The following is an 11,745-nucleotide window of genomic DNA, read 5'->3' as shown; positions in this document are numbered from 1 at the left end:
GCCGCCCCCCGCCCCGGGCGTGGGGGGGGGGGGTGGGGGCCGTCGATGGGTGAAATCGCGCCGGCGCGGAGCCGGCCCGGCCGGCCCGGACGTCCCGCCCCCGGGGCCCGCGGGCGCCGGCGCCGGCGACGGCCCGCCACCGCCGCTGCGGTGACGGGCCGTCGCCGGTGTGGATCAGCCGGTGTGGGTCAGTTCACACCCACGGTCACATCATGTCCTCGATCTCGCCCGCGATCGGGTCGGCGTCGGTGCCGATGACGACCTGGATCGCGGTGCCCATCTTGACGACGCCGTGGGCGCCCGCGGCCTTCAGCGCGGCTTCGTCGATGAGGGAGGCGTCCCTGACCTCGGTCCGCAGGCGGGTGATGCAGCCCTCGACCTCTTCGATGTTGTCGATGCCGCCGAGGCCGGCGACGATCTTCTCAGCCTTGCTGGCCATGTCCTTCTCCCTCTGTCCCGGCGCACCGGCTGCTCTGCCGGAGGCCGTCCTGCCTCTGTGCCGTGTGGCGCGGTGCCGTGTGACGCGGTGCCGCGTGGCGGCGCGTGGGGGGGTGACACGGGCTCAGCCGCCCGGTCGTGCACCGGCGCGACCAGCATCGCCCGGTTCGCTCCGATCCGCCACGCTAGACCACGATTGGCGCAGTTCCACGCGCGGGCACCGGCTCCTCCTCCCAGGATGACGGTGAGTGGGATTCGGGTCCTCGTGCGCACGCGCGGCTGTCCACAGCCGGTCTACACCACTGGTCTACACCACCGCGACTGCACTCCCCAAACGCGCGGCCGGCCGCCGGTAGTTCCCCGACCGCCCCGAGAGGCAGCGGAGGCACGATGACGGGTTCGGCGGATGCCGCGCCTACGGCGCGGGGCCGTCCGGAGAAGCAGTGGTGGCAGGGCTTCTACGGCGGGCTGCAGAAGATGGGCCGCAGCCTCCAGCTGCCGGTCGCCGTGCTGCCCGCGGCCGGCATCCTCAACCGGCTCGGCCAGCCGGACGTCTTCGGGCCGGGCGGCCGGATCGCCGACTGGCCCGACGTCGCCAAGGTGCTGGCCGGGGCCGGCGGCGCGCTGCTGGACTCCTCGCTCGGGCTGCCGCTGCTGTTCTGCGTCGGGGTGGCGATCGGGATGGCCAGGAAGGCGGACGGCTCGACCGCGCTCGCCGCCGTGGCCGGCTTCCTGGTCTACTACAACGTCCTGCACCAGTTCCCGGTGCGGCCGGCCGGCACGTCCCCGAGCTACCAGAACCCCGGGGTGTTCGGCGGCATCGTGATCGGCCTGCTGGCCGCCCGCTGCTGGGTGCGGTTCCACCGGACCAAGCTGGTCGACTGGCTCGGCTTCTTCAACGGCCGCCGGCTGGTCCCGATGATCATGGCCTTCGTGGGCACCGTCTTCGCCGTGCTCTGCCTCTTCGTCTGGCCGCCGGTCGGGCGCGGGCTGACCGACTTCAGCCGGTGGCTGACCGACCTGGGCCCGACCGGCTCGGGAATCTTCGGCGTGACCAACCGGGGCCTGCTGGTGGTCGGCATGCACCAGTTCCTCAACACCTTCCTCTTCTTCCAGTACGGCAGCTACACCAAGCCGGACGGCACGGTGGTCAACGGTGACGTCAACCGGTTCCTGGCCGGCGACCCGACGGCCGGGCAGTTCACCTCCGGGTTCTTCCCGATCATGATGTTCGCGCTGCCGGCCGCCGCACTGGCCATGGCGCACTGCGCCGAGCCGGGCCGGCGCAAGGAGATCACGGGCCTGATGACCTCGGTCGCGCTGACCTCCTTCGTGACCGGGGTCACCGAGCCGGTCGAGTACTCCTTCCTCTACGTCGCGCCGGTGCTGTACGTGATCCACGCGCTGCTCACCGGCCTGTCCATGGCGGTCACCTGGGCGCTCGGCGTGCACGACGGCTTCAGCTTCTCGGCCGGCCTGATCGACTACCTGATCAACTGGAGCCTGGCCACCAAGCCCTGGCTGATCATTCCGATCGGGGCCGGTTTCGCGGCCGTCTACTACGCGCTCTTCCGGTTCCTGATCACCCGACTGGACCTGCTCACCCCGGGCCGCGAGCCGGAGGAGGTGCGGGAGGACGTCACCAAGGACTGACGGAGGAGGGGACTTAATACCCTGGTGTAGACCAATGGGCCGCGAAGATCATTAATCCACAGCAAGATTTCGATTTCATAGCACTTCCCACCCATGGGACCGCCAGGGGTTCCAACCCCCTCCCGGGCCGTGTTAGAAAACTGGTCTACACCACTAGTGGTGTAGACCAGTTCGCGCGTCGGCCCCGGAGCGCACCCCGCCCGACCCGCCCTGCCGTAAGGAACCACCCCATGAGTACGACTGCGCAGGCATCGGCGCCCGCCACGTCGCCGGGCCCGTCCCCGTTGAAGCAGCTCGGCCAGAACACCCTGCAGGGCCTGCAGAAGATGGGCCGCAGCCTCCAGCTGCCGATCGCCGTGCTGCCGGCCGCGGGCATCCTGCTCCGGCTCGGCCAGGACGACGTCTTCGGCAAGGACGGCCTCGGCTGGGACAAGGTTGCCTCGGTCTTCAGCATGGCCGGCGGATCGCTGCTGGACACCAGCTTCGGCCTGCCGCTGCTGTTCGCCATCGGCATCGCGATCGGCTTCGCGAAGAAGGCGGACGGCTCCACCGCGCTCGCCACCGTGGTCGGCTTCCTGGTCTACAGCAAGGTGCTGCAGGCCTTCCCGATCTCCCCGGCGCACGTGGCCGACGGCAAGGTGGTCGAGGCGACCTACCAGAACCCGGGCGTCCTCGGCGGCATCGTGATCGGCCTGCTCGGCGCGGTGCTCTGGCAGCGCTTCCACCGCACCAAGCTGGTCGACTGGCTCGGCTTCTTCAACGGCCGCCGGCTGGTCCCGATCATCATGGCCTTCGTCGGCACCGCGGTCGGCGTGCTCTTCGCCGAGTTCTGGGGCCCGGTCGGCAACGCCATCGGCCACCTCAACAACACCCTGATCGGCGCGGGTGCGCTCGGCGCCGGGGCGTTCGGGCTGGTCAACCGTGGCCTGCTGCCGATCGGCATGCACCAGTTCGTGAACTCCTACGCCTGGTTCCAGGCCGGTGACTACACCAAGCCGGACGGCACGGTCGTGCACGGCGACCTCACCCGCTACCTGGCCGGTGACCCGCACGCCGGCCAATTCATGTCGGGCTTCTTCCCGATCATGATGTTCGCGCTGCCCGCCGCCGCACTGGCCATCGCGCACTGCGCCAAGCCGGAGCGCCGCAAGGCCGTCACCGGCATGATGCTCTCGCTGGCGCTGACCTCCTTCGTGACCGGTGTCACCGAGCCGATCGAGTTCTCCTTCGTCTTCATCGCGCCGATCCTCTACGTCATCCACGTCGTGCTGACCGCGGTCTCGATGGCCGTGACCTGGGCGCTCGGCGTGCACCTCGGCTTCACCTTCTCGGCCGGCCTGATCGACCTGGTGCTCGGCTGGAGCCACGGCCACAACCAGTGGATGATCCTGCCGATCGGCGTGGTCTTCGCGGCGATCTACTACGTGCTCTTCCGCTTCGCGATCACCAAGTTCGACCTCAAGACCCCGGGTCGCGAGGACGACGACGAGATCGAGGACACCACCAAGGCCTGATCCAGGTCCGCACGGACGACGGGAGGCGCCGGCCCACGGGGGGTCGGCGCCTCCCGTCCGTTCGTCCGTGCCGCTGTTCGGCGCCGCTCAGACCTCGTAGACCGCGCCGGCCTTGGCCACCTCGACGGGACCGGCGTAGGCGGCCTCGGCGTCCCGCAGGTTGCGCTCCGGGTCGGTCCACGGCGGGATGTGGGTGAGCACCAGCCGCCGGACGCCCGCCGCCGCCGCGTGCTCGCCGGCCTCCCGGCCGTTCAGGTGGATGCCGCGGAAGGTCTCCTTGCCGTCCGTGAAGGCCGCCTCGCAGAGGAACAGGTCGGCGTCCCGAGCCAGCTCCACCAGCGCCGCGGACTCCCCGGTGTCGCCGGAGTAGACCAGTGAACGCCCCTCGTGCTCGATCCGGAAGGCGTACGCCTCGACCGGGTGGTTGACCAGCACGGTGGTGACCGAGAGCGGGCCGAGCCGGTAGCTGCCGGCGGTCAGCGTGCGGAAGTCGAAGACCTCGCCCATCCCCGGGTCCTCCGGCATGTCGTAGGCCCGGGCCAGCCGGCCGGGCGTGTCCGCCGGGCCGTACACCGGCAGCTGCTCGGGACGGCCGCCCTCGCGGTAGTTCCGGGCCACCCAGTAGGCACAGAGGTCGATGCAGTGGTCGGCGTGCAGGTGGCTGAGTGCGACCGCGTCCACCTCGTAGAGGCTGGTGTGGGCCTGCAGGGCGCCGAGCGCGCCGTTGCCGAGGTCCAGCACCAGGCGGTAGCCGTCGGCCTCGACCAGGTAGCTGGAGCAGGGCGATTCGGGGGACGGGAAGCTGCCCGAGCACCCCACCACAGTCAGTTTCATCCCGAGCCCCTCCGCCGGATCCCTGGGCGCGTGCGAGCCTCTCTCACCCGAGGGTCACACCCGCAAGTAGGCGCTGCGTTCGCGTGTCGAGAGTAAGGGCGGCGGGGCACTTTGCCCCCGTCCCCGTGCCGCGCTGTGGCTGGAATCACCAGAACGGGGCGGGAGGGCGGGGAAGAGCGCCGTGGGCGGGCGGAGAAGAGCGCCGTGGGAGGGCGGAGAAGAGCGCCGCGGGCGGGAGCAGGGCGGGAGAGCGCGCCCCGGCCCGCTCAACGGTGCCCCGGCCGCCGGCGGGCCCAGGCCTGGACGGTCTCCGCGTACCAGCGCGGGTGGCCCGCCTTGTCGACGAAGTCGGGCTCGGGCAGCAGGCCGTGCCGGCGGTAGTTGCGAACGGTGTCCACCTGGACGCCGATGTGGCGGGCGATCTCGGGGTAGGACCACACCTCGGCGTTGCGCGGGCTCATCTCGTGCCACCTCCGGGTCTCGGGCTCGCGAGGCACGCGGGCGGGGGCCGGACCAGGGCGGGGTTGACGGTCCGTCGGCCGGGTCCCGGTGCGCGATCAGCCTTTCCGGCGCGGCGCAGGCCGGCGGGCGCCCGACCGGGCCCGTCATGGTTCCGTGACAGACCGGCAACAGCAGACGGATTAAGTCTCAACTGTCACAGCCGGTACGGTCATCGCATGAAACACCTGGACCTCGTGTGGATCCTGGCGGCGGCCGTGGTGGCGGCGCTGGCCTGGCTGGCCGACCGGCTGCGGCGGCGGCCCGGGCGGCGGCCGGCCCCCGAGCGGCCCCGGCCGTCCGCGCCCCGACCGCGGGCGGCCGGCGGGGTCGCCGCGCGGGAGATCTGGTGGGCCGACGTCCCGTTCGAGGACGGCCCGGGCTCCAAGGACCGCCCGTGCCTGGTGCTGCGGGTGCACGGGCGGACGGCGACCGTCGTCAAGATCACCAGCAAGCACCACGCCGAGCGCCCGGGCGTGCTGGCGCTGCCACCGGGCGCGGTCGGCGACCGGCAGCAGCGGGCCAGCTGGCTGGAGACCGACGAGCTGCGCGAGGTCCCGCTCGGTGCCTTCCGGCGCCGGGTCGGGCCGCTGGACGAACGGACCTGGGCCCGCGCCCAACGCGCCCTGCGCTGACCGGCCCCAGGGCGCTGGCCCCCCGGGGACTCAGGCCCAGAGCTGGCCCTGCAGCGCCTCGACCGCGGCCTCGGTCGTCTCGGCGGTGTAGATCCCGGTGGACAGGTACTTCCAGCCGCCGTCGGCGACCACGAAGACGATGTCCGCCCGCTCCCCGGCCTGCGCCGCCCGGCGACCGACGCCGAGCGCGGCGTGCAGGATCGCGCCGGACGAGACGCCGGCGAAGATGCCCTCCTCGGCGAGGAGTTCGCGGGTGCGGCGGACCGCGTCGGCCGAGCCGACGCTGTACCGGGTGGTGAGCACCTCGGCGTCGTACAGCTCCGGCACGAAGCCCTCGTCGAGGTTGCGCAACCCGTAGACCAGGTCGTCGTAGCGCGGCTCGGCGGCGACGATCTGCACGCCCGGGACCTTCTCGCGCAGGAAACGGCCGACGCCCATCAGGGTGCCGGTGGTGCCCAGCCCGGCCACGAAGTGGGTGACCGTGGGCAGGTCGGCGAGGATCTCCGGGCCGGTGGTGGCGTAGTGCGCGCCCGCGTTGTCCGGGTTGCCGTACTGGTAGAGCATCACCCAGTCGGGGTGCTCGGCGGCCAGCTCCTTGGCCACCCGCACCGCGGTGTTGGAACCGCCCGCGGCCGGCGAGGCGATCACCTCGGCGCCCCACATCCGCAGCAGCTCGCGCCGCTCCTCGCTGGTGTTCTCCGGCATCACGCAGACCATCCGGTAGCCCTTGAGCTTGGCCGCCATGGCGAGCGAGATGCCGGTGTTGCCGCTGGTCGGCTCCAGGATGGTGCAGCCGGGGGTGAGCCGGCCGGCGGCCTCGGCCCGCTCGATCATGTGCAGCGCCGGCCGGTCCTTGATCGAGCCGGTCGGGTTGCGGTCCTCCAGCTTGGCCCAGAGGGTGACCAGCCCGTCCCCGTTGCCGGGAACGGCCGCGGAGAGCCTCGGCAACCGCACCAGGGGCGTGTTGCCGACGGCGGCGAGCGGGCTGTCGTAACGCATTACCGGGCGCCGCCGGCCACGGCCGGGAGGATGGTGACGCTGTCGCCGTCGGCCACCTCGGTGGCGACGCCGTCCAGGAAGCGGACGTCCTCGTCGTTCAGGTAGACGTTGACGAAGCGGCGCAGCTCGCCGGAGTCCAGCAGGCGCTCGGCGATGCCCGGGTGGCGGGCGTCGAGGTCGGCGAAGAGCTCCCGAAGGGTGGCGCCGTTGCCCTCGACGGCCTTGGCGCCGTCGGTGTACGTGCGGAGGATGGTCGGGATGCGGACCTCGATGGCCATGGCTGCGCTCCTGTGCAGATGTGGGTGGGGCCGCGGGGCGCGGCCGGGGCGGAGACTTCTGGGGCGTCGGTGCTGCCGCGCGCCGGCCGGGGCCGGCCTGGGCGGCTCAGGCTTCGGGACAGATCGCCGCGGCGTGCCGGCACAGGTCGATGTGCAGGCGCGCCACGAGGCGGATGCCCGGGGCCTGGGTGCTCACATCGACGGAACGCATGGGCTCATCGTATCGATTCCCGGCCCTGTTCCGTCATGTCCGTCTCGCTGACTGGATGGTTCCGTGTCGGGAAATGAGACGGCACCGGCTCGCCGCCAGCCGGCGGCGAGCCGCGCGGCTCAGGCGAGGGGGGCGCCGACGACCTCGACGTCTTCCTCTGTGATCACACCGTCCACGATGCGGAACGAACGGAACTCGAACGGGTCGCCCGGCCCGTTCCCCTCGGCCGTGGAGACCAGCACGTAGTGCGCGTTCGGTTCGGAGGCGTAGCTGACGTCGGTGCGCGAGGGGTAGGCCTCGGTCGCGGTGTGCGAGTGGTAGACGATCACCGGCTCCTCGTCCCGGTCGTCCATCTCGCGGTAGAGCTTCAGCAGGTCGGCCGAGTCGAACTCGTAGAAGGTGGGCGAGCGGGCCGCGTTGAGCATCGGAACGAACCGCTCGGGCCGCCCGCTGCCGGCCGGACCGGCGACCACGCCGCAGGCCTCGTCCGGGTGGTCGGCGCGGGCGTGGGCCACGATCGCGTCGTGCAGCTCTCGGGTGATGGTCAGCATGCGGCCAGGATAGTCAGGCCGGTGGACCGACCTTGACGTGCAGGTGGTCGTGCGGCCGGCCCTGCACCGCCTCCGGACGGATCCGCCGGAGCACCTGATAGCCGATCACCAGCAGCACCCCCCAGACCGGGAAGACGTAGAGCGAGATCCGGCTCTCCCGGTCGAAGCCGATCAGCACCAGCACCAGCACCAGGAACGCGAGCGCCGCCCAGCTGCTCCACCGCCCGGCCGGCGCCCGGAAGGTCGGCGGCGGCAGGTGGCCGCCCTGCCAGGAGGCCCGGTAGCGCAGCTGGCAGAGCAGGATGATCCCCCAGGTCCACAGGCCGCAGACGGTGGCGACCGCGGTGATGTAGTCGAAGGCCCGACCCGGGGCGATCGCGTTGAGCACCACGCCCAGGCCCATCAGCAGCGCGGAGACGGTGATCGCCGGGGCCGGGGTGCGACGCCGGTTCAGGTCCGCCACACGGCTCGGTGCCTGGCCGCGCAGCGAGAGGTCGCGCAGCATCCGACCGGTGGAGTACATCCCGGAGTTGCAGGAGGAGAGCGCGGCGGTGAGCACCACGAAGTTGATGATCCCGGCCGCCGCCGGGATGCCGACCTTGCCGAAGGCGGCCACGAACGGGCTGATCCCGGGGTGGAAGTCGGTCCACGGCACCAGCGAGAGGATCACCGCGAGCGACAGCACGTAGAAGAGCACGATCCGCAGCGGCAGGGTGTTGATCGCCCGGGGCAGGGTCCGCGCCGGGTCCTGGCTCTCGCCGGCGGTGACGCCGACCAGCTCGACGCCGAGGTAGGCGAACATGACGATCTGCAGGGTGAGCAGGGTCCTCCCGACCCCGCGCGGGAAGAAACCGCCCTGCCGCCACAGCAGGGTGACCGACGCGGTGTCACCGGCCCTGCTGAAGCCGAAGATCAGCACCCCGAGGCCGATCAGGATCATCGCGACGATCGCGGTCACCTTGACCATCGAGAACCAGAACTCGATCTCGCCGAAGAGCTTCACCGAGATCAGGTTGGCGGCGTAGAGCAGCACCAGGAAGCAGAGCGCGCTGCTCCACTGCGGGACGTCGGGGTCCCAGAACCTGACGTACACCGCGGCGGCGGTGGTCTCGGCCATCCCGGTGACCACCCAGAACAGCCAGTACGTCCAGCCGGTGACGAAGCCGGCGAACGGGCCGAGGAACTCCCGGGCGTACTCGGAGAAGCTGCCGGAGACCGGGCGGTAGGTGAGCAGTTCGCCCAGCGCCCGCATGATCACGAAGATCACCACGCCGGCCACCGCGTACGCCAGGACGAGGCTCGGGCCGGCCTGGGCGATCGCGCTGCCCGCGCCCAGGAAGAGCCCGGTGCCGATGGCGCCGCCGATCGCGATCATCTGGATCTGCCGGCTGCCCAGCCCGCGCTCGTACCCCTCCTCGTCCGGCTGGGGGTCCGTCACTTCGTCGTAGCCGGTCGGCTGGGCCATCGGCCACCGTCCTCGCGTCGCCGGGATGCAGGTCAGGCAGTCGTACCACGGCGTTACCCGGGGAGCGGTGCAGATTGGACCGCTCAGCGGACGTGCCGTCGACCGTCCCGGCGACGACCGGGGGTTCAGCCGGTCATCGCCTCCAGCAGCGACTCCTGCATCGCGCCGAGCCAGAGGTAGGCCATCACCAGCGGCTTGCGCGGGTCGCTGTCCGGCAGGTCGTAGAGGCGCTGCTCGTCCTCCTCGGTGATCTCCAGCCGGGCGCCCAGGGTGAGCCGCAGGTCGTTGAGCGCGCCGAGCCAGCGCGGGCAGTCGGCGGCGGCCGGACGGATCACCCCGCCCTCGCCGCCCAGGCCGTCCAGCGCCCGGACCACCAGCAGGGCGTCCTCCCGCTTGCGGGTGCGCAGGTCGGGCTCGGTGTAGCGGCGGAACTCGCCGGCCGCGGCCTTGGTCGTCGGATCCGCGGGGGCGCCCGGCTCGCCGTAGGCGTCGGGGAAGAGCCGGGCCAGCGCCGGGTCGGCGGGGGCCTCGGTGGGACCCTCCGCGAAGAGCGCGGCCAGCGGGTCGTCCCCCGCGCCGCCCGGGCCGGGCCCGATCAGTTCCAGCATCTGCACTTCCAGCGAGCGGAGGATCGCGGCCTCCACCTCCTCCAGCGCGATCGCCGCGCCGCCGTCGCCGGTCCCCTCGAACAACCCAGCCATCAGTCAGTAACCCGTTTCGGTAAGCGGTCTCGTGCGGTGCGTGGTGCGGTGGGGCCGGTCAGTCGTGCTGCAGGGTGGCCCAGAGGCCGTAGCCGTGCATCGCCTGGACATCGCGTTCCATCTCCTCGCGGGAGCCGCTGGAGACCACCGCCCGGCCGCGGGTGTGAACGTCCATCATCAGCTTGCGGGCCTTCTCCTTCGGGTAGCCGAAGTAGGCCTGGAAGACGTAGAGGACATAGCTCATCAGGTTCACCGGATCGTTGTGGACGATCGTCACCCACGGAGTGTCCGGGTCCACGACCGGGAGGCTCTCGGCCTCGGGGCGTTCGATCTCGGCCGGCGCGACACTCACGGCTGTCTCTCCTCGTTGGGCATGCGTCGGGGACGGTAAGGCTCCTCTGACCTCCCATGCTGCCATCCGGGGGACCGGGGAGCGATTCCGGCCCGACTTCCCGGCCAGAAATCGTCAGACTGACGTTAAGTGGTAGTAACATCATCCTCATGGACGCCACGTCACCCGCGGCGCAGTCGGCCATCCCCACTGCGCCGGCAGCCGGTTCGACCGCGCTGCTCACCGACCGTTACGAGCTGACCATGCTGCAGGCCGCCCTGCGCAGTGGAGCCGCCCACCGCCGCTCGGTCTTCGAGGTCTTCACCCGGCGGCTGCCGGACGGCCGCCGGTACGGCGTGCTGGCGGGCACCGGGCGGGTGCTGGACGCGGTGGAGAACTTCCGCTTCGACACCACCCGGCTGGACTGGCTCGCCGACCAGAAGGTGGTGGACGACGAAACCCTGCGCTGGCTGGCGGACTACCGCTTCACCGGTGACATCCACGGCTACCCCGAGGGCGAGGTCTACTTCCCCGGCTCCCCGCTGCTGACCGTCGAGGGCAGCTTCGCCGAGGCGGTGATCCTGGAGACGGTGATCCTCTCCATCCTCAACTTCGACTCCGCGATCGCCGCCGCCGCCTCCCGGATGACCGCCGCCGCCGGTGACCGTCCGTGCATCGAGATGGGCGCCCGGCGGGCGCACGAGGGCGCCGCGGTGGCCGCCGCCCGGGCCGCCTACCTGGCCGGCTTCGCCGCCACCTCGGACCTCGCCGCCGGTTTCACCCACGGCATCCCGACCACCGGTACCGCCGCGCACGCCTTCACCCTGCTGCACGACAGCGAGCGCGACGCCTTCACCGCCCAGCTGGCTTCGATGGGCACCGGCACCACCCTGCTGGTGGACACCTACGACCTGGCCGAGGCGGTGCGCACCGCCGTCGAGGTGGCCGGCCCCGAGCTGGGCGCGGTCCGGATCGACTCCGGCGACCTGACCCTGCTGGCCCACCGGGTACGCCGCCAGTTGGACGAGCTGGGCGCCCACAAGACCCGGATCATCGTCACCTCCGACCTCGACGAGTACGCGATCGCCGCGCTGGCCGCCGCCCCGGTGGACGGCTACGGGGTCGGCACCAGCCTGGTCACCGGCAGCGGCCACCCGACCTGCGCGATGGTCTACAAGCTGGTCGCCCGGGCCGGCTCGGCCGACCCGGACGCGCCGCTGGTTCCGGTGGCCAAGCGCTCGGCGGGGGCCAAGAGCAGCCTGGGCGGACGCAAGTGGGCCGCCCGGCGCCCGGACCGGGACGGGGTGGCCGAGACCGAGGTGGTCGGCACCGGGCCGGTGCCGATCGAGCTGGCGGCGCACACCCTGCACGTGCCGCTGGTGAGCGGCGGCGAGGTGGTCGGGCGCGAGCCGCTGGCCGCCGCGCGGGAACGCCACCTGCGCGCCCGGGCCACCCTGCCGCTCTCGGCCACCCAGCTCTCCAAGGGCGAGCCGGTGATCCCCACCGAGCTGGTGCTGGGCTGAACCCGCCCGGACGTCCCGGGCCGCCACGGGCCCGGGCCGTCCCTCCCCTTTCGTCCCTCCCCCGCACTCCCTAGAGTGGCCACTCTCCACTCCCTATGACTGCCGTGACTCCGA

General features: G+C 71.9%; 14 protein-coding genes. 4 read left to right on the top strand and 10 right to left on the bottom strand.

Annotated features, from left to right (window positions below; genetic code table 11):
* Positions 1-205: 205 nt before the first annotated feature.
* Positions 206-439, bottom strand: coding sequence for a glucose PTS transporter subunit EIIB (locus ACIGXM_RS23415; protein WP_396563893.1), 234 nt, complete (start codon positions 437-439; stop codon positions 206-208).
* Positions 440-828: 389 nt separating this feature from the next.
* Between ACIGXM_RS23415 and ACIGXM_RS23410 the strand changes: the two genes are divergently transcribed.
* Both ACIGXM_RS23410 and ACIGXM_RS23405 read left to right on the top strand, forming a co-directional pair.
* Entirely contained in the window at positions 829-2,091 is a 1,263-nt protein-coding gene (locus ACIGXM_RS23410; protein ID WP_396563891.1) for a PTS transporter subunit EIIC, read from the top strand.
* Between the two features lie 230 nt (positions 2,092-2,321).
* The gene (locus ACIGXM_RS23405; RefSeq protein ID WP_396563889.1) at positions 2,322-3,605 is read left to right on the top strand and encodes a PTS transporter subunit EIIC; all 1,284 of its coding nucleotides are present in this window, start codon (positions 2,322-2,324) and stop codon (positions 3,603-3,605) included.
* A gap of 87 nt (positions 3,606-3,692) precedes the next feature.
* Here the strand turns inward: ACIGXM_RS23405 and ACIGXM_RS23400 are convergent, their stop codons facing one another.
* Together ACIGXM_RS23400 and ACIGXM_RS23395 are read right to left on the bottom strand one after the other, a co-directional pair.
* Complete coding sequence (locus ACIGXM_RS23400) at positions 3,693-4,439, bottom strand: MBL fold metallo-hydrolase (protein WP_396563887.1); 747 nt, start codon at positions 4,437-4,439, stop codon at positions 3,693-3,695.
* Between the two features lie 266 nt (positions 4,440-4,705).
* Positions 4,706-4,900: a MerR family transcriptional regulator gene (locus ACIGXM_RS23395; RefSeq protein ID WP_396563885.1), complete on the bottom strand. Its 195-nt coding sequence runs from the start codon at positions 4,898-4,900 to the stop codon at positions 4,706-4,708.
* Positions 4,901-5,125: 225 nt separating this feature from the next.
* Here ACIGXM_RS23395 and ACIGXM_RS23390 point away from each other — a divergent pair, with 225 nt between their 5' ends.
* The gene (locus ACIGXM_RS23390; RefSeq protein ID WP_396564040.1) at positions 5,126-5,572 is read left to right on the top strand and encodes a type II toxin-antitoxin system PemK/MazF family toxin; all 447 of its coding nucleotides are present in this window, start codon (positions 5,126-5,128) and stop codon (positions 5,570-5,572) included.
* A 30-nt stretch (positions 5,573-5,602) separates the two neighbouring features.
* Here ACIGXM_RS23390 and ACIGXM_RS23385 read toward each other — a convergent pair whose 3' ends face one another.
* The 7 genes from ACIGXM_RS23385 to clpS form a co-directional block, all read right to left on the bottom strand.
* Complete coding sequence (locus ACIGXM_RS23385) at positions 5,603-6,571, bottom strand: PLP-dependent cysteine synthase family protein (protein WP_396563883.1); 969 nt, start codon at positions 6,569-6,571, stop codon at positions 5,603-5,605.
* Positions 6,571-6,849, bottom strand: a complete 279-nt coding sequence (locus ACIGXM_RS23380; RefSeq protein ID WP_396563881.1) for a MoaD/ThiS family protein — start codon at positions 6,847-6,849, stop codon at positions 6,571-6,573. Before ACIGXM_RS23380 ends, ACIGXM_RS23385 begins: the two co-directional genes overlap by 1 nt.
* A 106-nt stretch (positions 6,850-6,955) precedes the next feature.
* On the bottom strand, positions 6,956-7,060 hold the full coding sequence (locus ACIGXM_RS23375; RefSeq protein ID WP_396563879.1) for a putative leader peptide: 105 nt from the start codon (positions 7,058-7,060) through the stop codon (positions 6,956-6,958).
* A 119-nt stretch (positions 7,061-7,179) separates the two neighbouring features.
* Positions 7,180-7,611 (bottom strand): Mov34/MPN/PAD-1 family protein, encoded by a 432-nt coding sequence (locus tag ACIGXM_RS23370; RefSeq protein ID WP_396563878.1) that lies wholly within the window; start codon positions 7,609-7,611, stop codon positions 7,180-7,182.
* Between the two features lie 13 nt (positions 7,612-7,624).
* Entirely contained in the window at positions 7,625-9,076 is a 1,452-nt protein-coding gene (locus tag ACIGXM_RS23365; protein WP_396563876.1) for an amino acid permease, read from the bottom strand.
* Between the two features lie 125 nt (positions 9,077-9,201).
* A complete protein-coding gene (locus ACIGXM_RS23360) occupies positions 9,202-9,777 on the bottom strand; it encodes a DUF2017 domain-containing protein (RefSeq protein WP_396563874.1) in 576 nt (191 codons plus the stop codon).
* A gap of 58 nt (positions 9,778-9,835) precedes the next feature.
* Complete coding sequence (clpS, locus tag ACIGXM_RS23355) at positions 9,836-10,129, bottom strand: ATP-dependent Clp protease adapter ClpS (protein ID WP_396563872.1); 294 nt, start codon at positions 10,127-10,129, stop codon at positions 9,836-9,838.
* 149 nt (positions 10,130-10,278) lie between these two features.
* Here clpS and ACIGXM_RS23350 point away from each other — a divergent pair, with 149 nt between their 5' ends.
* The gene (locus tag ACIGXM_RS23350; protein WP_396563870.1) at positions 10,279-11,631 is read left to right on the top strand and encodes a nicotinate phosphoribosyltransferase; all 1,353 of its coding nucleotides are present in this window, start codon (positions 10,279-10,281) and stop codon (positions 11,629-11,631) included.
* Positions 11,632-11,745: the final 114 nt, after the last annotated feature.

Source organism: Kitasatospora sp. NPDC052896, assembly GCF_044547075.1.
Taxonomy (GTDB): Bacteria; Actinomycetota; Actinomycetes; order Streptomycetales; family Streptomycetaceae; genus Kitasatospora.
This window is presented reverse-complemented; position numbering and strand designations above follow the sequence as displayed.

Excerpts from the sequence above, each read along its gene's own strand:
- ACIGXM_RS23415 (WP_396563893.1), bottom strand. The coding sequence starts at position 439 with ATGGCCAGCAAGGCTGAGAAGATCGTCGCCGGCCTCGGCGGCATCGAC.
- ACIGXM_RS23410 (WP_396563891.1), top strand. The coding sequence starts at position 829 with ATGACGGGTTCGGCGGATGCCGCGCCTACGGCGCGGGGCCGTCCGGAG.
- ACIGXM_RS23405 (WP_396563889.1), top strand. The coding sequence starts at position 2,322 with ATGAGTACGACTGCGCAGGCATCGGCGCCCGCCACGTCGCCGGGCCCG.
- ACIGXM_RS23400 (WP_396563887.1), bottom strand. The coding sequence starts at position 4,439 with ATGAAACTGACTGTGGTGGGGTGCTCGGGCAGCTTCCCGTCCCCCGAA.
- ACIGXM_RS23395 (WP_396563885.1), bottom strand. The coding sequence starts at position 4,900 with ATGAGCCCGCGCAACGCCGAGGTGTGGTCCTACCCCGAGATCGCCCGC.
- ACIGXM_RS23385 (WP_396563883.1), bottom strand. The coding sequence starts at position 6,571 with ATGCGTTACGACAGCCCGCTCGCCGCCGTCGGCAACACGCCCCTGGTG.
- ACIGXM_RS23380 (WP_396563881.1), bottom strand. The coding sequence starts at position 6,849 with ATGGCCATCGAGGTCCGCATCCCGACCATCCTCCGCACGTACACCGAC.
- ACIGXM_RS23375 (WP_396563879.1), bottom strand. The coding sequence starts at position 7,060 with ATGCGTTCCGTCGATGTGAGCACCCAGGCCCCGGGCATCCGCCTCGTG.
- ACIGXM_RS23370 (WP_396563878.1), bottom strand. The coding sequence starts at position 7,611 with ATGCTGACCATCACCCGAGAGCTGCACGACGCGATCGTGGCCCACGCC.
- ACIGXM_RS23365 (WP_396563876.1), bottom strand. The coding sequence starts at position 9,076 with ATGGCCCAGCCGACCGGCTACGACGAAGTGACGGACCCCCAGCCGGAC.
- ACIGXM_RS23360 (WP_396563874.1), bottom strand. The coding sequence starts at position 9,777 with ATGGCTGGGTTGTTCGAGGGGACCGGCGACGGCGGCGCGGCGATCGCG.
- ACIGXM_RS23350 (WP_396563870.1), top strand. The coding sequence starts at position 10,279 with ATGGACGCCACGTCACCCGCGGCGCAGTCGGCCATCCCCACTGCGCCG.